The following is a 23,409-nucleotide window of genomic DNA, read 5'->3' as shown; positions in this document are numbered from 1 at the left end:
CGGAGCGTCCAGTGAGGCATTCCCACGCAGAGCGTGGGAACGATCGCCCACCTCAATAACCGTGAGGCCAACACCGTGATCCAGACCCTGACCCACCTCCCCCACCCCCGCGAAGACGGGGCCACCCTCGCCAGCCAGTTCACCGACCTGGCACCGCCGCTCAACGCGCGCCAGGCCCAGCTGGAAGCCTCGCGCTGCCTGTACTGCTACGACGCGCCCTGCGTGAATGCGTGCCCCAGCGAGATCGATATCCCGTCGTTCATCCGCAATATCCACACCGACAACGTACAAGGCGCCGCGCAGAAAATCCTCTCGGCCAACATTCTCGGTGGCAGCTGTGCACGGGTATGCCCGACGGAAATCCTCTGCCAGCAAGCCTGCGTACGCAATAACGCCGAAGAATGCGCCCCCGTGTTGATCGGCCTGTTGCAACGCTACGCCATCGACAACGCGCATTTCAGCGAGCATCCGTTCCAACGCGCCGCGCCCACCGGCAAGCGCATCGCCGTGGTCGGCGCCGGGCCCGCCGGTTTGGCCTGCGCTCACCGCGCCGCCTTGCACGGCCATGAGGTGGTGATATTCGAAGCCCGGGAAAAAGCCGGCGGCCTGAATGAATACGGAATCGCCAAATACAAACTGGTGGACGACTTTGCCCAGAAAGAACTGGATTTCCTCCTGCAGATTGGCGGCATCGAGGTTCGCCACGGCCAGCGCCTGGGCGGCAACCTGACCTTGAGCGAACTGCACCAGCAATTCGATTCGGTGTTCCTCGGCCTGGGTCTCGCGGCCAGCAAACAGCTGGGCCTGCCCTGTGAGGACGCCCCGGGCCTGCTCGCCGCCACCGACTATATCCGCGAACTGCGCCAGGCCGACGACCTCACCCAACTGCCCCTGGCCGACCGTTGCATCGTACTCGGCGCCGGCAACACCGCCATCGACATGGCCGTGCAAATGGCCCGCCTCGGTGCCCGCGATGTCAACCTGGTGTACCGACGTGGCCTGGCCGACATGGGCGCGACCCACCACGAACAGGACATCGCCAAAGCCAATCAAGTCCGGCTGTTGACCTGGGCCCAACCCGACGAGGTGTTACTCGACGACCAAGGCCGCGTGCGCGGCATGCGCTTTGCCCGCACCCGCCTGGAAAACGGTCGCCTGCTGCCGACCGGGGAAACCTTCGAACTGGCCGCCGATGCGATCTTCAAGGCGATCGGGCAAGGCTTCGACAACGACGCCCTGCACGATCCACTGGCCCAGCAACTGCACCGCGTCGGCGAGCGCATCTTCGTCGATGAGCAACTGCGCACCAGCATCCCTGGGGTGTATGCCGGCGGCGACTGCGTCAGCCTCGGCCAGGACCTCACCGTGCAGGCGGTACAACATGGCAAGCGGGCTGCCGAAGCCATGCACGCCCAACTCATGCTGACTGTGGAGGCTGCGTAATGGCCGATCTCTCGATTGTATTCGCCGGTATCAAAGCGCCCAATCCGTTCTGGCTGGCCTCCGCGCCGCCCACCGACAAAGCCTACAACGTGGTGCGCGCCTTCGAGGCCGGCTGGGGTGGCGTCGTGTGGAAAACCCTGGGGGAAGACCCGGCGGCAGTGAATGTGTCATCGCGCTACTCCGCGCACTACGGCGCCAACCGCGAAGTGCTGGGCATCAACAATATCGAACTGATCACCGACCGGTCCCTGGAGATCAACCTACGGGAAATCACCCAGGTGAAAAAGGACTGGCCGGACCGCGCGCTGATCGTCTCGCTGATGGTGCCCTGTGTCGAAGAATCCTGGAAAAATATCCTGCCCTTGGTGGAGGCGACCGGCTGCGACGGCATCGAGCTGAACTTTGGCTGCCCCCACGGCATGCCCGAACGGGGCATGGGCGCCGCCGTCGGCCAGGTGCCGGAGTACGTGGAGCAAGTGACGCGCTGGTGCAAGACGTATTGCTCGCTGCCGGTGATCGTCAAGCTCACGCCGAACATCACCGATATCCGCGTAGCGGCACGGGCGGCCTATCGCGGCGGCGCCGATGCGGTGTCGCTGATCAACACCATCAACTCCATCACCAGCGTAGACCTGGAGCGTATGGTCGCGCTGCCGGTGGTCGGCACCCAGAGCACCCATGGCGGTTACTGCGGCTCGGCGGTCAAACCGATTGCGTTGAATATGGTTGCCGAAATCGCCCGTGACCCACAGACCCACGGCCTGCCGATCTGCGGCATCGGTGGTATCGGCACCTGGCGGGATGCGGCGGAATTTGTTGCCCTGGGCTGCGGCGCGGTGCAGGTGTGCACGGCGGCGATGCTGCATGGGTTTCGCATCGTTGAAGAGATGAAGGACGGCTTGTCGCGCTGGATGGACAGCCAGGGCCATGCCAACCTGCAGGCGTTTTCCGGGCGGGCGGTGGGCAATACCACGGACTGGAAGTACCTGGACATCAACTACCAGGTCATCGCCAAGATAGACCAAGAGGCGTGCATTGGCTGTGGGCGTTGCCATATTGCCTGCGAGGACACCTCGCACCAGGCCATTGCCAGCTTGAAGCAGCCTGATGGCACGCATCTGTATGAGGTGATCGACGATGAGTGTGTGGGCTGCAACCTGTGCCAGATCACCTGCCCGGTGGCCGACTGCATCGAGATGGTGCCGATCGATACCGGCAAGCCGTTTTTGAACTGGACGCAGGACCCGCGCAATCCTTACCGGGAGGCGGTGTAACCCTTGCCCCTCGTTCCCACGCTCCGCGTGGGAACGATCACGCAGAGCGTGGGAACGATCACGCAGAGCGTGGGAACGATCAGCTCAGGGTTCCAAGCCAATCCCGCGCAGAATCACACCGGTCACGGTCTGAATGGCCTTCTCGAACTGCCTGTCCGACAACGGCTGGTGGTCATTCAAAATCTTCACTTGGTGGTCGAAGTCGGCATAGTGCTGGGTCGAGGCCCAGATCATGTACAGCAGGCTCGACGGTTCCACCGGCAGGATGCGTTTGTCTTGCACCCATTGGCGAATCTTCGCTTCCTTCATCTTGGCCCAGTCGTACAGGCTTTCATCCAGGGCTTCACCGAGTGTGGGCGCGCCGTGGATGATTTCATTGGCCCAGACCTTGGAGCCATAGGGACGCGTGCGCGAGCGCTGCATCTTGGCGCGGATGTAGCTGCTGAGCACCACACGGGGGTCGTCGAAGGTTTCAAAGCTCAGGGCGTCCTGCTTCCACAATTCCAGCAGATCGAACAGCACCGCGCTGTAGAGCTCGCTTTTGGTGGTGAAGTAGTAATGCAGGTTGGAGCGCGGCAGTTGCGCTTCTTCGGCGATGTCGGCCATGGCGGTGCTGCCATAGCCCTTGTTGGCGAAGACCTTCTCCGCCGCCAGCAGGATTTTCTCGACGTTGACCCGACGAATTCCGATCTTGTGATTGCCCATAAGGGCTCCCTGACAACAACACGGCCTAAAGACTACCACCGGCTCTAGATCGGGGCGACAGGCCAAGCCGAAACTTCGTACACTGCCGGCTCCTATCCTCTGATCGGTATTGAACAATGTTGCTCAAGAAGTCCCTGACCGCTGCTGTCCTGTTCACTGCCCTACTGGGCGCCTCGGCGGCGTTTGCCCACGCCCACCTCAAGAGCGCGGAGCCTGCGGCTGACAGCAATGTCGCCGCGCCGAAAGACCTGCGCCTGACCTTCAGCGAAGGCGTCGAAGCCACCTTCACCAAGGTGTCCCTGAGCAAGGACGGTACCGAAATTGCGATCAAGGGCCTGGAAACCCCGGACGCCGACAAGAAAGTCCTGGTGGTGACACCCGCTGCACCGCTCGCGGCTGGCAATTACAAAGTGGTGTGGAACGCGGTGTCGGTCGACACCCACAAGAGCAGCGGTGAATACAGCTTCAAGGTCGGCCAATAACCCATGGCAACCCTGCTGGTGCTGTGCCGCTTCCTGCATTTCATCGTCGTGCTGTTGATGTTCGGGGCCTGGGTGTTCAGGCCCTGGCTGCTCGGCGCTCATGTGCAACCGACACTGGACCGGCAACTGCTACGCATCACCCGTGGCCTGGCCGGGTTGGGGCTCGTCACCGGGGTTGTGTGGTTGCTGTTGATCACCGCCAGCATGGCCGGCAGTTGGGACGCGGCGCTGCAACCGGCCACCCTTCAGTTGGTGCTGGGCAAGACCTTTTTTGGCCAGGTATGGGCCTGGCATCTGCTGCTGAACCTGCTGCTGGTGATCGTGCTGATCAAGCCCTGGCCAGCCTTACGCTTACCGCTGCTCGCCCTGCTGCTGGCAACCCTGGCACCCGTAGGTCACGGCGCCATGCTCGATGGGCTGAATGGGCAGTTGCTGATTCTCAACCAAGTGGTGCACCTGCTGTGCGTTGGGGCCTGGCTCGGTGGGTTGCTGGTGTTGGTGCTGATCCTCAGGCATGCGCAAGATCATCGCTTGGAGCCGATTTTGCGTCGCTTCAGTGGTGTGGGATATGGCCTGGTCGTCGGCCTGCTGGTAACCGGTTTGATCAACGTGCGCGTGCTCACTGGGCAACTGTGGCCTACGCCGATCTTTCAAGGGTTTGCCTTGATCCTGCTGATCAAGGTGGGACTGGTACTGGGCATGCTGGGGTTGGCGCTGCTGAACCGGTTGCGTATCAAACGCTGCGAGCAGCGCCTGGGCAGTTTGAGAACCAGCGTGATGATGGAGTGGCTGTTGGGCATTGCAGCGGTGGCTGCGGTTTCCCTGCTTGGCACCCTGCCGCCGATGGTCATGGCTGGCTGAAACCTGCGTTGCAATGCAATCCATGTAGGAGCGAGCTTGCTCGCGAAAAACTCACAGGCGCCGCGTTCATTCAGGAAGCACGCGTTATCGTTGACGTTTTTCGCGAGCAAGCTCGCTCCTACAGGGGGGCGACCGTGCCGCTGCGTTGAATCGTTTCACCCAAGTCATCGTATAACTTCTGCTTGACACGCCCTGAAAACCTCGCAAATATCGCGCTCAATGTTGTACGACGACGTATAACAAATAATAAAAACAACAAAACAAAGGGAGCCTCACTGTGAGTCAATCCGCCCGCCATTCCTGCACGCGCCTGGGCCTTCTCGGTCTCGGCAGCCTGGCCGTCACCCTGCCGCTGGGTGCCCATGCCGAAGGCTTTATCGACGACGCCAAGGCCACGCTCAACCTGCGTAATGCCTACTTCAACCGCAACTTCACCAACCCCACCAACCCCCAGGGCAAGGCCGAAGAGTGGACGCAGAATTTTATCCTCGATGCCAAGTCCGGCTTTACTCAGGGCACGGTCGGCTTCGGGATAGACGTGTTGGGCCTGTATTCGCAAAAGCTCGATGGCGGCAAAGGCACCGCTGGCACGCAACTGCTGCCGGTGCATGACGATGGCCGCCCCGCCGACAATTTCGGGCGCCTGGGTGTCGCGCTGAAAACCAAACTGTCGAAGACCGAATTGAAGGTTGGCGAATGGATGCCGGTGCTGCCGATCCTGCGTTCCGATGATGGCCGTTCCCTGCCCCAGACCTTTCGTGGCGGACAAATCACCTCCAATGAGATTGCCGGGCTAACCCTCTATGGCGGTCAGTTTCGCGGCAACAGCCCGCGCAACGACGCGAGCATGGAAGACATGTTCATGAACGGCAAAGCCGCGTTCACTTCGGACCGTTTCAACTTCGGTGGCGGCGAATACACCTTCAATGACAAACGTACCCAGGTCGGCCTGTGGTACGCCGAACTGACCGATATTTACCAGCAGCAGTACCTCAACCTCACCCACAGCCAGCCGGTGGGCGACTGGACCTTGGGGGCCAACCTCGGCTTCTTCAATGGCAAGGAAGACGGCAGCGCCCTGGCCGGCGACCTCGATAACAAAACCCTGTTCGCCCTGCTCTCGGCCAAATACAACGGCCACACCTTCTACGTTGGCCTGCAAAAACTCAGCGGCGACAGCGCCTGGATGCGCATCAACGGCACCAGCGGCGGCACCCTGGCCAACGACAGCTACAACGCCAGCTACGACAACGCCAAGGAAAAGTCCTGGCAGGTGCGCCATGACTTTAACTTTGTGGTGCTCGGCGTTCCGGGGCTGACCCTGATGAACCGCTATATCAGCGGCAGCAACGTACACACCGGGGCGATCACCGACGGCAAAGAGTGGGGGCGGGAGTCGGAACTGGCCTACACCGTGCAGAGCGGTGCGCTGAAGAACCTCAATGTGAAGTGGCGCAACTCGACCATGCGCCGGGACTTCAGCAATAACGAGTTCGATGAGAACCGGATTTTTATCAGCTATCCGATTTCGTTGCTCTGAGGGCTTGGTCAGTTTTTTGTAGGAGCGAGCTTGCTCGCGAGAAACCCATGGGCGCCGCGTTTAATCAGGAATACGCGTTATCGTTGGCGTTTTTCGCGAGCAAGCTCGCTCCTACAGAGGGCCGGAAGTTGACAACACCAGGAATCCCTAACACTATTTCCCTATAGTCATACGACAACCTACAACAAAAATCTGGAAGGCCCATGACCATCACCACTCCCACTCCTTTCAACCGCCTGCTGCTTACCGGTGCCGCCGGCGGCCTGGGCAAAGTCCTGCGTGAACGCATGCGGCCCTATGCCCAGGTGCTGCGCCTTTCGGATATCGCTGAAATGGCCCCCGCCACCGATGCTCGCGAAGAAGTGCAAACCTGCGACCTGGCCGACAAACACGCCGTGCATCAGTTGGTAGAAGGCGTCGACGCCATCCTGCATTTTGGCGGTGTGTCGGTGGAGCGCTCGTTCGAAGAGGTGCTGGGCGCGAACATCAGTGGCATTTTCCATATCTACGAAGCCGCCCGCCGCCACGGGGTCAAGCGGGTGATCTTCGCCAGTTCCAACCACGTGATCGGTTTCTACAAACAGGGCGAACAACTCGACGCCCACTCCCCGCGCCGTCCGGACAGTTACTACGGCCTGTCCAAATCCTACGGCGAAGACATGGCCAACTTCTACTTCGACCGCTACGGCATCGAGACCGTGAGCATCCGTATCGGCTCCTCGTTCCCGCAACCGCAGAACCGCCGGATGATGCACACCTGGCTGAGCTTCGACGACTTGACCCAACTGCTCGAACGCGCGCTGTACACGCCCAACGTCGGCCACACCGTGGTGTACGGCATGTCGGCCAACCTCGATACCTGGTGGGACAACCGCTACGCCGCACACCTGGGCTTTGCGCCCAAGGACAGCTCCGAAGTGTTCCGCGCCGAGGTTGAAACCCAACCGCCCGTGGCCGCCGATGACCCGGCCAAGGTCTACCAGGGCGGTGCGTTCTGCGAGGCGGGGCCATTCGGTGACTGAGTGCCCAGCAACCCAAGGGTATGACCATGCGTGCTGAATTGATTGTCGACGCCCGTAACGCCGTGGGCGAATGCCCGGTATGGGTAGTGGAAGAAAACGCGCTGTATTGGGTGGATATCCCCAACGGCGGCCTGCAACGCTGGAGTGCCGCCACCGGCCATCTGGCGGCATGGAAAGCCCCGCAAATGCTCGCCTGTATTGCCCGCACCAACACGGGTAACTGGGTGGCCGGCATGGAAACTGGCTTCTTCCAGCTCACGCCCCACAACGACGGCAGCCTCGACACCACGCCGCTGGCCAGCATCGAGCATTCACGCCCGGACATGCGTTTGAATGACGGCCGCTGCGATCGCCAAGGCCGTTTCTGGGCCGGCAGCATGGTGCTGGACATGGGCCTGAACGCCGCCGACGGCATCCTTTATCGCTATGCGTCCGGGGCTGCGCCCCACGCGCAACTGGACGGGTTCATCACCCTCAACGGCCTGGCCTTCAGCCCCGATGGCCGCACGATGTACGCCTCTGATTCGCACCCGAAGGTGCAACAGGTCTGGGCGTTCGACTACGACATCGAGACCGGCACGCCGTCCAATCGCCGCGTATTCATTGATATGAACAAGTTCCCCGGGCGTCCCGACGGTGCGGCCGTGGATGCCGAGGGTGGCTACTGGATTTGCGCCAACGACGCCGGGCTGATTCACCGTTTCACCCCCGACGGTCGCCTGGACCGCTCCCTGAGCGTGCCGGTGAAAAAACCCACCATGTGCGCCTTCGGTGGCAGTCGCCTGGACACTTTGTACGTCACGTCTATCCGTGACGACCCGGGTGAACAGTCGCTGTCCGGTGGCGTGTTCGCCCTCAACCCCGGCGTCCAAGGGCTGCCCGAACCCCGCTTCATCGTTTAATCGCTGTGCCTTGAATACAACAATAACAAGACAGGAGTGACTTCCATGGACTTCAAACGCACCTTGCTCGCCGCTGCAATCTTCACCCTCAGCAGCGCCGCCCACGCGCTGGAAATCAAGTTCGCCGACATCCACCCCGCGGGCTACCCCACCGTGGTCGCCGAAGAGAACATGGGCAAGGCCCTGACCAAGGCGAGCAACGGCGAGCTGACCTTCAAGTACTTCCCCGGCGGTGTGCTGGGCTCCGAGAAGGAAGTGGTCGAACAGGCCCAGGTCGGCGCCGTGCAGATGACCCGCGTCAGCCTCGGTATCGTCGGCCCGGTGGTGCCGGACGTGAACGTGTTCAACCTGCCGTTCGTGTTCCGCGATCAGGCGCATATGCGCAAGGTCATCGACGGCGAGATCGGCGACGAGATCCTCGCCAAGATCACCAACTCCGAGTTCGGCCTGGTGGCCCTGGCCTGGATGGATGGCGGCACGCGCAACCTCTACACCAAGAAACCGGTGCGCAAGATCGAAGACCTCAAGGGCATGAAGATCCGCGTGCAAGGCAACCCGATTTTCATCGAGGCCTTCAACGCCATGGGCGCCAACGGCATTGCCATGGACACCGGCGAGATCTTCAGCGCCCTGCAGACCGGGGTCATCGACGGCGCGGAAAACAACCCGCCGACCTTGCTGGAACACAACCATTTCCAGAACGCCAAGTACTACACCCTCACCGAACACCTGATCCTGCCTGAACCTATCGTGATGTCGAAAATCACCTGGAACAAGCTCAATCCCGCCCAACAGGACATGGTCAAGGCCGCCGCCAAAGCCGCCCAGGCCGATGAGCGCGTGCTCTGGGACGCCAAGTCCGCCAGCAGTGAAGAGAAACTCAAGAAGGCCGGCGTGGAGTTCATCACGGTCGATAAAAAGCCCTTCTATGAGGCCACCGCCGCGGTGCGTGCCAAGTACGGTGCGCCGTATGCAGACATGATCAAGCGCATCGACGCGGTTCAATAACCTCCCCTGCCCCTGCATAAGGCCCGGCGCGGTCGGTATCGACGCGCCCGGTCACGGTGAACGCCATGAAGACTTTACTGCTGCGCTTCAATGACCGCCTCTACATGACCTGCATCTGGGTCGCCGGCCTGTCGGTATTGGGGGTCGCCTTGATCATCCCCTGGGGTATCTTCACCCGCTACGCCCTCGGCACCGGTTCCAGCTGGCCGGAACCCACCGCCATCCTGCTCATGCTGGTGTTCACCTTTATCGGCGCCGCTGCCAGTTACCGTGCTGGTGCGCACATGTCGGTGGCGATGATCACTGACCGCTTACCGCCCGCCCAACGCCGTTTCGTCGGCATCCTCTCGCAACTGCTGATGGGCACCATCTGCGTATTCATGACGATTTGGGGCGCCAAGCTGTGCCTGTCCACCTGGAACCAGTTCATGAGCGCCATCCCTACCCTGCGCGTGGGCATTACCTATATGCCGATCCCGATTGGCGGCGTGCTGACCCTGGTGTTCGTGGTCGAAAAGCTGCTGTTCGGTGACCAGAGCAACCGCAAGGTGGTGCGTTTCGACCTGGTTGAAGAAAACGAAGGGGCTGCCTGACATGGACGCATTGATTCTGTTGGGCAGCTTTGTAGCCTTGATCCTGATCGGCATGCCGGTGGCCTATGCGTTGGGGCTGTCGGCGTTGATTGGCGCTTGGTGGATCGACATTCCGTTCCAGGCCCTGATGATTCAGATTGCCGGTGGGGTGAACAAATTTTCGCTGATGGCGATTCCGTTCTTCGTGCTGGCCGGGGCGATCATGGCCGAGGGCGGCATGTCACGGCGCCTGGTGGCCTTTGCCGGCGTGCTGGTGGGCTTTGTGCGCGGTGGCTTGTCCCTGGTCAATATCATGGCTTCGACGTTTTTCGGCGCGATTTCCGGTTCGTCCGTGGCCGATACCGCCTCGGTCGGCTCGGTGCTGATTCCGGAAATGGAACGCCGTGGTTATCCGCGCGAATTCGCCACCGCAGTGACCGTCAGCGGTTCGGTGCAGGCGCTATTGACGCCGCCCAGCCATAACTCGGTGCTGTACTCCCTGGCAGCGGGCGGCACGGTTTCCATCGCCTCACTGTTTATGGCCGGCGTGGTGCCGGGCCTGATGATGAGCGCGTGCCTGATGGTGCTGTGCCTGATCTTTGCGAAAAAGCGCAACTACCCCAAAGGCGAAGTCATCCCCTTGAAGCAGGCCCTGAAGATCGCCGCTGATGCGCTCTGGGGCTTGATGGCCATGGTGATCATCCTGGGCGGCATCCTCTCGGGCATCTTCACCGCCACCGAGTCGGCGGCGATTGCGGTGTTGTGGGCGTTCTTCGTGACCATGTTCATCTACCGCGACTACAAATGGCGCGAACTGCCCAAGTTGATGCATCGCACGGTGCGCACCATTTCCATCGTGATGATCCTGATCGCCTTCGCCGCCAGCTTCGGCTACATCATGACCCTGATGCAGATTCCGGCGAAGATCACCACGCTGTTCCTGACCCTGTCGGACAACCGCTACGTGATCCTGATGTGCATCAACGTCATGCTGTTGTTACTCGGCACGGTGATGGACATGGCGCCGCTGATTCTGATCCTCACGCCTATTCTGATGCCGGTGATTCTGGGCATTGGCGTCGACCCGGTGCACTTCGGCATGATCATGCTGGTGAACCTGGGCATCGGCCTGATTACCCCGCCGGTGGGCGCGGTGCTGTTCGTCGGGGCGGCGGTGGGTAAGACCAGCATTGAAAAAACCGTGAAGGCACTGCTGCCGTTTTATGCGGTGTTGTTTCTGGTGCTGATTGCAGTGACCTACATCCCGGCGTTGTCGCTGTGGTTGCCCCATTTGGTGCTGTAAACCTTCTTTCAGAAACAAAGGTGAGCAACTGTGGGAGCTGGCTTGCCTGCTCCCACAGTTGGATCCTCAGTGTTTGTTTTGACTTCATGAGGCAGGTCAATCGTGATTGAGCTTACTGATCAATTCACCCATCTGGTACTCGCCCCGGCCATCGGCGGCAGCCTCGTCAACTGGACAGTACGCGCCACCGGGCAACCGCTGTTACGGCACAGCGATACGCAGGCGATCAATACCGGGCTGCCGGGCAAGCTGGGTTGCTATCCCTTGGCACCCTGGTCCAACCGAATCGCTCAAGGTGGGTTCGACAACCCCGATGGCTGGCTGGCACTGGCAGCCAATAGCCTGACTGATCCCCTGCCGATTCACGGCTCGGCCTGGCAGCAGCCGTGGCAGGTGATAAGCCAGTCAGAACATGAAGTGGTGTTGGAGTTGCGCTGCGAAACGCCCTTCGCCTATCACGCCCGCCAGCGGGTGCGCTTGAACAACGGTGAGTTGAATATCGACTTGTGCGTGACTCATCTGGCCGAGCAACCGGCGTGGCACGGGCTGGGCTTGCATCCGTATTTGCCGCGCCGGCCGGGTACGCGGCTGCAGGCCAGGGCTGGGCAGGTGTGGATGAGTGATGCAGCCAAGCTGCCCACAGGGTTGGCATCGGTGCCCGAAAATTGGGATTTCCGGCAACTCAAAGGATTGCCAGAGGGGTTGGTGGATAACGGCTTTTGCGGCTGGGATGGGCACTGCCTGATCGAACAACCGGAGCTTGGCTATCACCTTGAATGCCAGGCCAGCGGTGCCGATTACTTCCTGTTGTACTGCCCGCCGGGGTTGGATTTTTTTTGCATCGAGCCGGTGAGCCATCCGGTGAATGCCCATCACCTGCCAGGCAGGCCTGGCCTGAAACTGCTGGAACAAGGCCAGTCAACCCACCTGGCATTCAACCTGAAATACACTCCAAATGCCTGAACTGTAGGAGCGAGCTTGCTCGCGAAAAACGTCAACGATAACGCGTGTTTCCTGAATGAACGCGGCGCCTGTTAGTTCTTCGCGAGCAAGCTCGCTCCTACAGTTGGGACATGCGTCAGTGTCAGGGTGGGCTGTTTTTCAGGCGCCCCGCCGTGTCGATACTCACCACCACCGACAACCCCGGCCGCAAGCGCTCGCTCTCGGCCTGGTCCGGGTCTACGGTGATGCGCACGGGCACCCGCTGGGCGATCTTGACGAAGTTGCCGGTGGCGTTGTCGGCCTGCAACAGGCTGAACTCGGAACCGGTGGCCGGGGAAATATGCTGCACCGTGCCATGGAATTTACGGTGGTTCAGCGCGTCCACGGTGAAGGTCACTGGCTGGCCGACCTGCACGTTGTCCATCTGGGTTTCTTTCATATTGGCAATCACCCACAACTGCTTGGGCACCACCGCCATCAGTTGCGCGCCGGAATTGACGTAGGCGCCCAGGCGCACGCCGATCTGCCCGAGCTGGCCATCCCGTGGCGCCGTGATGCGGGTATTGGACAGGTCGATGCGCGCCAGCTCCACCGCCGCCTCGGCGCTCGCGACAGCGGCCTCCAGGGAGCCACGATTGACGATCACCGTCTGCAGATCCTGGCGGGCGATTTCCAGGCTGGCCTGGGCCTGGGCCACGGCGGCGATGGTCTGGGCATTGGCCGCACGGGTCACGTCCAGTTCGCGCTTGGACACCGAACCATCGCTGATCAGCTCTTCATTGCGGCGCAAGTCCGCAGTGCTCTTGCGTGCCTGGGCCTGGCTGTCGACCAGCGCGGCCTGGCGCAGCTTGATGGTCGCTTCGGCGCTGTTACGTTGCTGCACCACGTTGGCCAACGAGGCCTTCTGCACCGCCAGTTGCGCCAGGGCCTGGTCGAGGCGCTGCTTGTAGATGCGGTCGTCCAGGCGCACCAGCAGGTCGCCGGTCTTGACGTACTGGAAGTCCTGCACCGGCACTTCGAACACATAGCCGCTGAGCTGCGGGCCGATAATCGTCACCTGCCCACGCACCAAGGCGTTCTCGGTGGTTTCCACCGCGCTGCTGAACGGCGGCAGTTGCCAGGCGTACAGCACGATCAGCACACCGATGATGGCGATGGCGGCAAAGCCCAGGGACGAGATGATGCGCACGCGCAAGGGCCGCAATTGGGTCGGCACCGCGCCCGGTGGCGTGCTGCCTTCCGGTGTGGCGGCAATGGCGGTCGTGGTGGTGGTTGAAGGTTCGGTCATGAAGTCGCGCCGCTGGGTTGAACAGGAGGAGTTGCCTTGGTGGTGCTCATCAGCCACAGGCTGCGGGTGAAGATCCACAGCATGGTCAGGATCGCGATAATCGCGATCAGCATGAAGACATCGTTGTAAGCCATGACGTTCGCCTCACGGGTGGCCGCCGTGGCCAGGCTGCGGATGCCCATGAGGTTGCGCAGTTCCGGGTCGGCGACGATCTTGCCATAGGCCGCCCCACCACTCTGCACCCGCGCCGCCACAAGCGGGTCGATCAGGGTCAGGTGCTCGACGATCATGCTCGAATGGTACTTCTCGCGCACGATCTGGAAGGTGCCCAGCAACGCCGCGCCGATCAGGCCGCCGAGGTTCTGGCAGATCCCGAACATCACCGAGAAGCTCACCAGGTTGCGCGGGTTGGTCAGCACATTCTTGGTGCCCAGCACCATGGTCGGCCCCAAGAAGAACGTACCGCCGAAGCCTAGCAGGAACTGGCTGATATAGAGGTTCTGCGGGCGGGTCAGGTTGCTGGAAAAACTATCCATCACCGAACCTGTCGCCATCAGCGCCAGGGAGATGATCAGCGGCATCAGCAAATGCGCCGGGTTGATCGTCAGCGCGCTGACCACCAGCCCGGCAATCGCGCCGGCCAGCATCACCACGTACAGGGTATGCATCTGCTGGTAGCTCATGTTCAGCATCTGCATGAACCCCACCGCACCGGTAGACTGCTCGGACAGCACCATGCGAATCAGCACCACCGCCAACGCCAGCCGGATCATCACGCCGCTGCCCAGCCAGCGCGTCATCAGCATGGGGTTGCTACGGTTATGCTCGATGGCCAGCCCCGCCATGATCAGCACCAGGGAGCAGGCCGAGGCTACGCCGATCCACGGCGCTTCCAGCCACCAGTCAATGCGCCCCAAAGACAGCACCGCGCAGAGCAAGGCCACGCCGCTGGCGAGGATGGCGAAGGTGAGAAAATCGAGTTTTTCAAAGGTCTTGAAGCGGTCGCCCGGCGGCAGCTTGAGCAGGAACACGCAGCCAAGGCAGATCAGTGCCAGGCCCAGTTCGAACAAATACAGCCCGCGCCATTCAGCGATTTGCAGCAAGTCTTCGGAAAACAGCCGCGCCAGGGGCAGCGCCAATTGCGCGGTGCCCAGCCCCAACACCAAAGCTTTCAACCGCCACTTGGCCGGGAATGCCTGGATCATGTAGTACAAGCCCAACGAACTCAGCGCCGCACCCACCATGCCGTGGGCGGCCCGTACCGCAATCGCCGAACTGAGGTCATTGACGAACAAGTGCCCGAAGGTCACCAGCGCGTAGAGCACCAGGAACACCTCGGTAAACGCGCGCAGGCCGAACTGCTGGCGAAACTTCACCAGCAGCAGGTTCATGCACACGTTGGTCATCACATAGGCGGCGGGCAGCCAGGCCATTTCCGCGGTGGTCGCGCCCAGGGCGCCTTGCAGGTATTGCAGGTTGGCGATAACCAGGGCGTTACCCAGGCCGCCGGTAATTGCCACCAACACGCCGACCATCGCGAAGAGCCAGCGCTTACGCGTAGGGTGCAGCGGCGTCGACGGCGAGCCAGGCAAGCTCGGCCGCTCGTGGGGTTGCCAGGTGTGGGGGGTGTATTTATCCATTCGGTGACCTTGGTAAGCCGGGGTGCAAGGCCGGTGAATCCGTTACACAGAGGAACAGTAACCTGAGAGGCGTTCATCTTGCCATCTCGTGGACGCATTTGATCCCCAGGCAGACACAGCTAAATGTGGGAGCGGGCTTGCTCGCGAATGCGGTAGATCAGTTGCTGATGCATTGACTGACACGACGCCTTCGCGAGCAAGCCCGCACTGCAATCCATGCCGTTCTTAGAGAGAGGCTTTAAGCAACATACCGACTGCCACCACCACACACAGGCTAGCAAACCCCACTTGCAAGGCCCGCGCAGGAATCACCGAACACAACCGCCTTCCCGCCAACATGCCGACGACACTCGCGCCAATAAACGCCCAGCCCACCGGCTCGATGCTCACGCCCGCATGAAACGCACCGGCCACGCCGATCAACGACAGCAGGCTGACCACCATCAACGACGTGGCGACGATCCCGCGCATCTGCACGTCGGTCAGTTGCTTGAACGCCGGTACAATCAGGAAGCCGCCACCCACGCCCAGCAACCCCGACACGGCGCCGGTCACCGCACCCAACGCCGCCAGGGTAGCGCTGCATTTGGCGGTCCAGGCCAGGCGCCCGGTCTGCTGGTTGAGCATGCAGTTCTTCTGGCCCCACGATGCCGAGCCATGGTCACTCGGCCCGGCCTCGCGCTTTTCCCGTTGCAGCATGCGCCAGGCCACCAGCACCATCAGCGCGCTGAACAGGCCCATCAGCACCGGTTCCGAGAGTTGGTGGGCGACGAACACGCCCAGCGGCGAAAACAGCGCGCCGAGCAAGGCGATCAGTAGTGCCGCGCGGTAACGCACCAGGCCATGGCGTAAACCATCGATGGCCCCCACCGCTGCCGCTGCGCCCACCGCGAGCAGTGACACGGGCGCGGCCTGGGTCATGGTCAAGCCCAGCCCCAGCACCAGCGCCGGCACCCCGAGGATGCCGCCGCCCGCGCCGGTCAGGCCCATGACCAGGCCCATCAATACCCCTAACAGACTGGCGAGCAGCATTCAGCCCACCTTGCTCAGGCGGGTCAGCCACTCGCGGCCCTTGAGCATGCCGTTCCAGTAGAACCACGGCAGCAGCGTGGCCTTGAGGAACCACATCGAACGGCGTGCCTGCGTCGGGTCGAGAGGAAAGGTCGGCAGCAACTTGCCGCCGTAGCCGAACTCGGCCAGCACCACCTTGCCCTTCTCCACCGTCAGTGGGCAGGAACCGTAGCCGTCGTACTTGAGCGGCAATGGCGCCTGCTTGCGCAGGGCCAACAGGTTTTCGGCCACCACCACGATTTGCTTGCGCACCGCTGCCGCCGTCTTGGCGTTGGTGGTGCCGCATACGTCGCCCAGGCCAAAGACATGCGGGTAGCGCAGGTGCTGCAGGCTGTGGGGGTTCACTTCGCACCAGCCGGCGGCGTCGGCGAGCAGGCTTTCGCGGATAAAATCCGGGGCGACCTGCGGCGGTACGACGTGGAGCATGTCGAAGGTTTTCTCTTCGACCGTCGCGTTGCCTTCGGTGTCCTTGACTTCAAACCAGGCTTTGCGCGCCGGGCCATCGACTTTCACCAGGTTGGAATTGAACGCCAGGCGCGCGTTGTATTTTTCCACGTACTTCATCAAGGGCGGCACAAAGGTCGGCACACCAAACAACGCAGCACCGGCCAGGTTGAATTCGACGTCGATGTGTTTGAGGTTGCCCTGCTTGAGCCAGTGGTCGCAGGACAGGTACATGGCTTTTTGCGGCGCGCCGGCGCATTTGATCGGCATCGCCGGCTGGGTGAACAACGCCTTGCCGCCCTTGAGCTGCTGCACCAACTGCCAGGTGTACGCGGCGTGTTCATAGCTGTAGTTGGAGGTGACACCGTGTTGGCCCAGGGTGTCTTGCAGGCCTTCGATTTTTTCCCAGGCCAGGCGCAGGCCGGGGCAGACGATGAGGTTCTTCCAGGTGACGCGCTGGCCGCTGTCGAGCACCAGGGTGTTTTCATCGGGCAGCACTTCGCTGACGGCGGCCTGCACCCAGCTGACGCCATTGGGTAGCACATCGGCCAGGGGCCGGCGGGTCTTGTGCAGGTCGTAGGCGCCGCCGCCGACGAGAGTCCAGGCCGGCTGGTAGCAGTGGTAGTCGCTAGGTTCGATCAGGGTGATGTTCAGGTGCGGGTCGCGCTTGAGCAGGCTGGCCAGCAGGCCGATGCCTGCCGAGCCGCCGCCGATGACTACGATATCGCCACTGATGGTGGGTCCCCAGTGTTGTTCGGTCATTGTCTACTGCCTTTTTGAGTCAATGCACACAAGGGTCGCTGCCGGATGGCGTCACGCCCAGCTTTTTATGACCGCGCCGCAATACAGCCCGGACAGGGTCTTCATCACTTGAATCACTTCGTGGCTGGCCAGCCCGTAGAAAATGTATTTGCCTTCCCGACGGGTGGCGACCAACCCTTCATCGCGCAAGATGCCCAACTGTTGTGACAAGGTGGGCTGGCGTACGCCAGTCAAGGCTTCCAGCTCGCCGACGTTGCGCTCGCCCTGGGTCAACTGGCACAGGATCAACAAGCGGTCTTCATTGGCCAGGGCCTTGAGCAAGGCACAGGCCTTGGACGCCGACGCACGCAACTGGGCGACCTCGCCCTCACTCAACGTAGATTCCATTTGCCTCGGGTCCTTTATGTCACTTAAGCTCAAAACATTATGTGTAAACGTAAACTGATTGTAACCACTTTTTTCTTCAGCACTTTTTCCTAACAGAGGCGGCCGCCATGCCAGCGTTGATTCAAGCCTTTCTGGATGACGCATCGTCGACCTACACCTATATCGTCTATGAAGCCGATGGCGGCCCTTGCGCCATTGTCGACTCGGTGCTCAATTACGACCCGGCGTCCGGCCGCACCGACACGGCGCAAGCCGACAAGGTGATTGCCTTTGTGCGAGAGCATGGCCTGCACGTGCAGTGGCTGCTGGAAACCCACGCCCATGCTGACCACCTGTCCGCCGCGCCCTACCTGCGCCGCACCCTGGGCGGCAAGATCGCGATCGGCGAGTCGATCAGCAAGGTGCAGGGGGTGTTCAAGAACCTGTTCAACCTGGAGCCGGAATTTCGAGTGGACGGCTCGCAGTTCGATCACCTGTTTGCGCCGGATGAAATCTTTCACATCGGCAACTTGAAGGCCCAGGCACTGCACGTACCCGGACACACCCCCGCCGACATGGCCTATCTGATCGACGGCCGCTTGATCCTGGTGGGCGACACCCTGTTCATGCCCGACGTCGGCACCGCCCGTTGCGACTTCCCTGGTGGTGACGCACGGCAGTTGTACGCGTCGATGCGCAAGCTGCTGGCGTTCCCTTCAGACACCAAGCTGTACGTGTGCCATGACTACCCACCCGAAGGTCGAGAGGCGAAGTGCCAGACCACCGTGGCGGAACAGCGGGCGAGCAATATCCATGTGCATGACGGCGTGGATGAAGCGGCGTTTGTAGAGATGCGCACCCAGCGCGATGCTGGATTGGGCATGCCGACGTTGTTGCTGCCGGCGATACAGGTGAATGTGCGAGCGGGAAATATGCCGCCGGCAGAAGAGAACGGCGTGACCTACCTGAAAATCCCCCTCAACCAACTCTAGAAGCACAGCGTTGAGCGATCAACGGTAACCACGATGCGAAGCGAGTCGCTCTTGCTCTTGCTCTGCTTTTGATCTTAGGCGCCCCGTCAAACCACGCTGGCCGGAATTCGACAGGGATTTGGGGGGTAAACCGGCAGGGATGCCGGTTTAGCCGCCCCGCGCCATGGATGGCGCGTGGCGGCGGCCCCCCAAATCACTGGCGGATTGCGGGCACACCGAGCCCAAGCGAGGTGCCGAGTGGTGGGGCAAGAGCGTTTTGCTTACTTTTGCGCTTTTCAAAAGTGAGCCGCCGTCAGGGCGGAACCCTAGGTGGCCGTTACCGCAGGAATGGATATGTAAACAATCCAACTGTGTTGACTGTTAGGCCGCCTTCGCGAGCAAGCCCGCTCCCACAGTTGGATTGCGGGGGTGTCAGGTAGATAGGTGTCAGCTGGCAGGCCGCCATCGCAGGCAAGCCAGCTCCCACAGTTGGATCGTGGAGTGTCAGGTAGATTGACGTCGGCTGGCACGCAGGCAAGCCCCACATTTTGCCCCGTATTGAATCAGGAACCCAGACTGATGCCGTTGGCTGGCAACGGCAACGCCGTTTTGTAGCGCACCTGCTTCAAGGCAAAGCTGGAGCGAATGTTCGCCACCCCCGGCACCTTGGTCAAAAAATCCATCATGAAACGCTCCAGCGACTGAATCGTAGGCACCAACACGCGGATCAAATAGTCCGGGTCACCCGCCATCAGGTAACACTCCATCACCTCCGGCCGGTCCGAAATCGCCCCTTCAAATTGCTGCAGCGCCAGCTCGTTCTGTTTCTCCAGGCTCACATGGATGAACACATTCACGTGCAGTCCCAGCAAATCAGCATCCAGCAGCGTGACCTGCTCACGAATCAACCCCAGTTCTTCCATCGCCTTGACCCGGTTGAAACACGGCGTGGGCGACAGGTTGACCGAGCGGGCCAGGTCGGCATTGGTGATCCGCGCATTCTCCTGCAGGGCGTTGAGAATGCCGATATCGGTACGGTCCAGTTTGCGCATGAGACAAAATCACCTGTTTATTATGTTTATGCAGTTTTTTTATCCGCAAATGGCCGGCGACGCAATGAAACACAGATAAATATTCTTCTACGCCACGCCTATGATTGTTGTAGGACAAGATTTCTTCTACCCGAAGACTGACTGTCAGCTAGCGCGCCCACTACAAGAAATTCACAAGATAGAGCGTAGAAAGCCATGACCCAGCCGTATGCACCGCTGCGCCTGCACGTTCCCGAACCCTCGGGCCGCCCAGGCTGCAAGACCGATTTTACCTACCTGCGTTTGACCGACGCCGGCCTGGTACGCAAACCCGCCATCGACGTAGAGCCGGCCGACACCGCCGACCTGGCCAAGGGCCTGATCCGCGTGCTCGACGACCAGGGCCAGGCGCTCGGGCCGTGGGCCGAGGGTGTCTCCACCGAGATCATGCGCCGCGGCATGCGCGCCATGCTCAAGACGCGCATCTTCGACAACCGCATGGTGGTCGCCCAGCGTCAGAAAAAAATGTCGTTCTACATGCAAAGCCTTGGCGAAGAAGCCATCGGCAGCGCCCAGGCCCTGGCCTTGAACATCGACGACATGTGCTTCCCCACCTATCGCCAGCAAAGCATCCTGATGGCCCGCGAGGTGCCGCTGGTAGACCTGATCTGCCAACTGCTGTCCAACGAGCGCGACCCGCTCAAGGGCCGCCAGTTGCCGATCATGTATTCGGTCAAGGACGCGGGCTTCTTCACCATTTCCGGCAACCTTGCCACCCAATTCGTCCAGGGCGTGGGCTGGGGCATGGCCTCGGCGATCAAGGGCGATACCAAGATCGCCTCGGCCTGGATCGGCGACGGCGCCACCGCGGAATCGGACTTCCACACCGCCCTCACCTTCGCCCACGTGTACCGCGCGCCGGTGATCCTCAACGTGGTCAACAACCAGTGGGCAATTTCCACCTTCCAGGCCATCGCTGGCGGTGAAGCCACCACCTTCGCCGGACGCGGCGTCGGTTGCGGCATCGCTTCCCTGCGCGTGGACGGCAACGACTTTATCGCCGTGTACGCCGCCTCGGCCTGGGCTGCCGAGCGTGCGCGCCGCAACCTGGGGCCCACCCTGATCGAATGGGTCACCTACCGCGCCGGCCCGCACTCCACCTCCGATGACCCCTCCAAGTACCGTCCCGCCGACGACTGGAGCCACTTCCCCCTGGGCGACCCGATTGCCCGCCTCAAGCAGCACCTGATCAAGATTGGCCAGTGGTCCGAAGAGGAACACGCGGCGGTCAGTGCCGAACTTGAAGCCGAAGTGGTCAAGGCGCAGAAGGAAGCCGAACAGTACGGCACCCTGGCCGGTGGCCAGATTCCAAGCGCCGCGACCATGTTCGAGGATGTCTATAAAGAGATGCCGGAGCACTTGAAGCGCCAGCGTCAAGAGCTGGGGGTGTGACATGAACGACCACAACAACAGTATTGAACTGGAAACCGCCATGACCACCACCACCATGACCATGATCCAGGCCCTGCGCTCGGCCATGGATGTGATGCTTGAGCGTGACGACAACGTGGTGGTGTTCGGCCAGGACGTCGGCTACTTCGGCGGCGTGTTCCGTTGTACCGAAGGCTTGCAGACCAAGTACGGCAGCTCGCGGGTGTTTGACGCGCCCATCTCGGAAAGCGGCATCGTCGGTGTGGCCGTGGGCATGGGCGCCTATGGTTTGCGCCCGGTGGCGGAAATCCAGTTCGCCGACTACGTCTACCCCGCCACCGACCAGATCATTTCCGAGGCGGCGCGCCTGCGTTATCGTTCGGCCGGTCAATTCACCGCACCACTGACCATGCGCATGCCCTGCGGCGGCGGTATCTATGGCGGCCAGACCCACAGCCAGAGTATCGAAGCGGTGTTCACCCAAGTGTGCGGCCTGCGCACGGTGATGCCGTCCAACCCCTATGACGCCAAGGGCCTGCTGATCGCCTCCATCGAAAACGATGACCCGGTGATCTTCCTCGAACCCAAGCGCCTGTATAACGGCCCGTTCGATGGCCACCACGACCGCCCGGTAACGCCGTGGTCCAAACACCCCCAAGCCCAGGTGCCGGACGGCTACTACACCGTGCCCCTGGACGTGGCCGCCATCGTGCGCCCAGGCTCGGCTGTGACCGTGTTGACCTATGGCACCACCGTGTATGTGTCGCAAGTTGCCGCCGAAGAAACCGGCATCGACGCCGAGGTCATCGACCTGCGCAGCCTGTGGCCGCTGGACCTGGAGACCATCGTCAAGTCGGTGAAAAAGACCGGCCGTTGCGTGGTGGTGCATGAAGCCACGCGCACCTGCGGCTTTGGCGCCGAGTTGGTTTCGCTGGTGCAAGAGCATTGCTTCCACCACCTGGAAGCGCCGATCGAACGCGTCACCGGTTGGGACACCCCCTACCCGCACGCGCAGGAGTGGGCGTATTTCCCAGGGCCGTCCCGAGTGGGCGCGGCGTTGAAACGGGTCATGGAGGTCTGAATGGGCACGCACGTTATCAAGATGCCGGACATTGGCGAAGGCATCGCGGAAGTTGAATTGTCGGTATGGCATGTAAAGGTCGGCGACCTGGTGGTTGAAGACCAGGTGCTGGCGGACGTAATGACCGACAAGGCGATGGTGGATATTCCCTCGCCGGTCCACGGCAAGGTGATTTCCCTGGGCGGTGAGCCGGGTGAGGTCATGGCAGTGGGCAGTATTTTGATCAGCATTGAAGTGGAAGGCGCAGGCAATACCAAGGATGTGCCGGTGGTTGCCGAACCTGCGAAGGTCGCCCCGCCTGTGGCAGAAGCCAAACCGATACAAGCCCCGGTAGAAAGCAAGCCCGCTCCTGTAGTGAAAGCACCGCAAGCCCCCGTGGCCCGCGAAGCCAGCGAACGCCCATTGGCCTCCCCTGCCGTGCGCAAACACGCGCTGGATGCCGGGATTCAACTGCGCCTGGTGCAGGGCACCGGGCCTGCGGGGCGGATTCTGCATGAAGACCTGGAGGCTTACTTGCGCCAGGGCCCGGCAACGGGTGCCAGCGCCGCCAACCCGTATGCCGAGCGCACTGACGAACACCAGATCCCGGTGATCGGCATGCGCCGCAAGATTGCCCAGCGCATGCAGGACGCCACCCGCCGCGCTGCACATTTCAGCTACGTGGAAGAGATCGACGTCACCGCCCTCGACGAGTTGCGCGTGCACCTCAACGAAAAACACGGTGCGACACGCGGCAAGCTGACCCTGCTGCCGTTTATCGTACGGGCCATGGTTGTGGCCTTGCGCGACTTCCCGCAGATCAACGCCCGTTACGACGACGAAGCCCAGGTCATCACGCGCCTCGGCGCCGTGCACGTGGGCGTCGCCACCCAGAGCGACGTGGGCCTGATGGTGCCGGTGGTGCGCCACGCCGAAGCTCGCAGCCTGTGGGGCACTGCCGAAGAAATATCGCGCCTGGCCACTGCCGCACGCACGGGCAAGGCGAGCCGGGAGGAACTGTCCGGATCGAGCATCACCCTGACCAGCCTCGGCGCTCTGGGCGGCATCGTCAGCACGCCGGTGCTGAACCTGCCGGAAGTGGCCATCGTCGGCGTCAACCGCATTGTTGAGCGGCCGATGGTGATCAAGGGCCAGATCGTGGTGCGCAAGATGATGAACCTCTCCAGCTCCTTCGATCACCGCGTGGTCGATGGCATGGACGCGGCGCAATTCATCCAGGCCATTCGCGGCCTGCTCGAACAACCCGCCAGCCTGTTCCTGGAGTAAGGGC

Annotated in this window: 22 protein-coding genes; 15 read left to right on the top strand and 7 right to left on the bottom strand. The window is 61.7% G+C overall.

Annotation, left to right across the window (positions count from 1 at the left end):
• Positions 1-75 precede the first annotated feature (75 nt).
• Both CRN80_RS20645 and preA read left to right on the top strand, forming a co-directional pair.
• Positions 76-1,443 carry an NAD(P)-dependent oxidoreductase gene (locus CRN80_RS20645; RefSeq protein ID WP_098952657.1) on the top strand — a complete coding sequence of 456 codons (1,368 nt, stop codon included), beginning with the start codon at positions 76-78 and terminating at the stop codon, positions 1,441-1,443.
• On the top strand, positions 1,443-2,717 hold the full coding sequence (preA, locus tag CRN80_RS20640; protein ID WP_098950934.1) for an NAD-dependent dihydropyrimidine dehydrogenase subunit PreA: 1,275 nt from the start codon (positions 1,443-1,445) through the stop codon (positions 2,715-2,717). The genes CRN80_RS20645 and preA overlap by 1 nt, the downstream gene beginning before the upstream one ends.
• Positions 2,718-2,801: 84 nt before the next feature.
• Here preA and CRN80_RS20635 read toward each other — a convergent pair whose 3' ends face one another.
• Complete coding sequence (locus tag CRN80_RS20635) at positions 2,802-3,422, bottom strand: TetR/AcrR family transcriptional regulator (RefSeq protein WP_014719000.1); 621 nt, start codon at positions 3,420-3,422, stop codon at positions 2,802-2,804.
• Positions 3,423-3,538: 116 nt separating this feature from the next.
• On the opposite strand from CRN80_RS20635, the gene copC reads away from it, so the two are divergent.
• The 9 genes from copC to CRN80_RS20590 all read left to right on the top strand — a co-directional run bounded on the left by copC (position 3,539) and on the right by CRN80_RS20590 (position 12,075).
• Positions 3,539-3,904, top strand: a complete 366-nt coding sequence (gene copC, locus CRN80_RS20630; protein WP_098950933.1) for a copper homeostasis periplasmic binding protein CopC — start codon at positions 3,539-3,541, stop codon at positions 3,902-3,904.
• 3 nt (positions 3,905-3,907) lie between these two features.
• A complete protein-coding gene (gene copD, locus CRN80_RS20625; RefSeq protein WP_098950932.1) occupies positions 3,908-4,765 on the top strand; it encodes a copper homeostasis membrane protein CopD in 858 nt (285 codons plus the stop codon).
• A gap of 277 nt (positions 4,766-5,042) precedes the next feature.
• Positions 5,043-6,305 carry an OprD family porin gene (locus CRN80_RS20620; protein WP_056788005.1) on the top strand — a complete coding sequence of 421 codons (1,263 nt, stop codon included), beginning with the start codon at positions 5,043-5,045 and terminating at the stop codon, positions 6,303-6,305.
• Between the two features lie 203 nt (positions 6,306-6,508).
• A complete protein-coding gene (locus tag CRN80_RS20615; protein ID WP_098950931.1) occupies positions 6,509-7,327 on the top strand; it encodes an NAD(P)-dependent oxidoreductase in 819 nt (272 codons plus the stop codon).
• Positions 7,328-7,353: 26 nt separating this feature from the next.
• A complete protein-coding gene (locus tag CRN80_RS20610; RefSeq protein ID WP_098952655.1) occupies positions 7,354-8,229 on the top strand; it encodes an SMP-30/gluconolactonase/LRE family protein in 876 nt (291 codons plus the stop codon).
• Positions 8,230-8,274: 45 nt separating this feature from the next.
• On the top strand, positions 8,275-9,237 hold the full coding sequence (locus CRN80_RS20605; protein WP_098950930.1) for a TRAP transporter substrate-binding protein: 963 nt from the start codon (positions 8,275-8,277) through the stop codon (positions 9,235-9,237).
• A 65-nt stretch (positions 9,238-9,302) separates the two neighbouring features.
• Positions 9,303-9,830 carry a TRAP transporter small permease gene (locus CRN80_RS20600; RefSeq protein ID WP_032896486.1) on the top strand — a complete coding sequence of 176 codons (528 nt, stop codon included), beginning with the start codon at positions 9,303-9,305 and terminating at the stop codon, positions 9,828-9,830.
• A gap of 1 nt (position 9,831) precedes the next feature.
• A complete protein-coding gene (locus CRN80_RS20595; protein ID WP_032896484.1) occupies positions 9,832-11,112 on the top strand; it encodes a TRAP transporter large permease in 1,281 nt (426 codons plus the stop codon).
• A 102-nt stretch (positions 11,113-11,214) separates the two neighbouring features.
• Entirely contained in the window at positions 11,215-12,075 is an 861-nt protein-coding gene (locus CRN80_RS20590; RefSeq protein WP_098950929.1) for an aldose 1-epimerase, read from the top strand.
• A gap of 121 nt (positions 12,076-12,196) precedes the next feature.
• Here CRN80_RS20590 and CRN80_RS20585 read toward each other — a convergent pair whose 3' ends face one another.
• The 5 genes from CRN80_RS20585 to CRN80_RS20565 all read right to left on the bottom strand — a co-directional run bounded on the left by CRN80_RS20585 (position 12,197) and on the right by CRN80_RS20565 (position 17,646).
• Positions 12,197-13,342 (bottom strand): HlyD family secretion protein, encoded by a 1,146-nt coding sequence (locus CRN80_RS20585; RefSeq protein WP_098950928.1) that lies wholly within the window; start codon positions 13,340-13,342, stop codon positions 12,197-12,199.
• Positions 13,339-14,982 carry an MFS transporter gene (locus tag CRN80_RS20580; protein WP_098950927.1) on the bottom strand — a complete coding sequence of 548 codons (1,644 nt, stop codon included), beginning with the start codon at positions 14,980-14,982 and terminating at the stop codon, positions 13,339-13,341. The genes CRN80_RS20585 and CRN80_RS20580 overlap by 4 nt, the downstream gene beginning before the upstream one ends.
• Before the next feature lie 225 nt (positions 14,983-15,207).
• Complete coding sequence (locus CRN80_RS20575; RefSeq protein WP_098950926.1) at positions 15,208-16,014, bottom strand: sulfite exporter TauE/SafE family protein; 807 nt, start codon at positions 16,012-16,014, stop codon at positions 15,208-15,210.
• The gene (locus CRN80_RS20570) at positions 16,015-17,259 is read right to left on the bottom strand and encodes an FAD/NAD(P)-binding oxidoreductase (protein ID WP_098950925.1); all 1,245 of its coding nucleotides are present in this window, start codon (positions 17,257-17,259) and stop codon (positions 16,015-16,017) included. It abuts the gene before it with no gap.
• Between the two features lie 51 nt (positions 17,260-17,310).
• Positions 17,311-17,646, bottom strand: a complete 336-nt coding sequence (locus tag CRN80_RS20565; protein WP_003174875.1) for a helix-turn-helix transcriptional regulator — start codon at positions 17,644-17,646, stop codon at positions 17,311-17,313.
• 107 nt (positions 17,647-17,753) lie between these two features.
• Between CRN80_RS20565 and CRN80_RS20560 the strand changes: the two genes are divergently transcribed.
• Entirely contained in the window at positions 17,754-18,617 is an 864-nt protein-coding gene (locus tag CRN80_RS20560; RefSeq protein WP_032896472.1) for an MBL fold metallo-hydrolase, read from the top strand.
• Between the two features lie 542 nt (positions 18,618-19,159).
• Here the strand turns inward: CRN80_RS20560 and bkdR are convergent.
• Positions 19,160-19,648 carry a Bkd operon transcriptional regulator BkdR gene (gene bkdR, locus CRN80_RS20550; RefSeq protein WP_003174877.1) on the bottom strand — a complete coding sequence of 163 codons (489 nt, stop codon included), beginning with the start codon at positions 19,646-19,648 and terminating at the stop codon, positions 19,160-19,162.
• A 195-nt stretch (positions 19,649-19,843) separates the two neighbouring features.
• Between bkdR and CRN80_RS20545 the strand changes: the two genes are divergently transcribed.
• From CRN80_RS20545 to CRN80_RS20535, 3 genes are read left to right on the top strand one after another with little or no spacing between them, the layout of a single operon-like run.
• Positions 19,844-21,079 (top strand): 3-methyl-2-oxobutanoate dehydrogenase (2-methylpropanoyl-transferring) subunit alpha, encoded by a 1,236-nt coding sequence (locus CRN80_RS20545; RefSeq protein WP_098950924.1) that lies wholly within the window; start codon positions 19,844-19,846, stop codon positions 21,077-21,079.
• A gap of 1 nt (position 21,080) precedes the next feature.
• Positions 21,081-22,139, top strand: coding sequence for an alpha-ketoacid dehydrogenase subunit beta (locus tag CRN80_RS20540; protein ID WP_005789444.1), 1,059 nt, complete (start codon positions 21,081-21,083; stop codon positions 22,137-22,139).
• The gene (locus CRN80_RS20535; protein WP_044272497.1) at positions 22,140-23,405 is read left to right on the top strand and encodes a dihydrolipoamide acetyltransferase family protein; all 1,266 of its coding nucleotides are present in this window, start codon (positions 22,140-22,142) and stop codon (positions 23,403-23,405) included.
• Positions 23,406-23,409: the final 4 nt, after the last annotated feature.

Source organism: Pseudomonas sp. FDAARGOS_380 (assembly GCF_002591235.1).
Taxonomy (GTDB): Bacteria; Pseudomonadota; Gammaproteobacteria; order Pseudomonadales; family Pseudomonadaceae; genus Aquipseudomonas; species Aquipseudomonas salmasensis.
The sequence above is the reverse complement of the archived record's forward strand: the minus strand, read 5'-3'. Positions and strand labels throughout refer to the sequence as shown.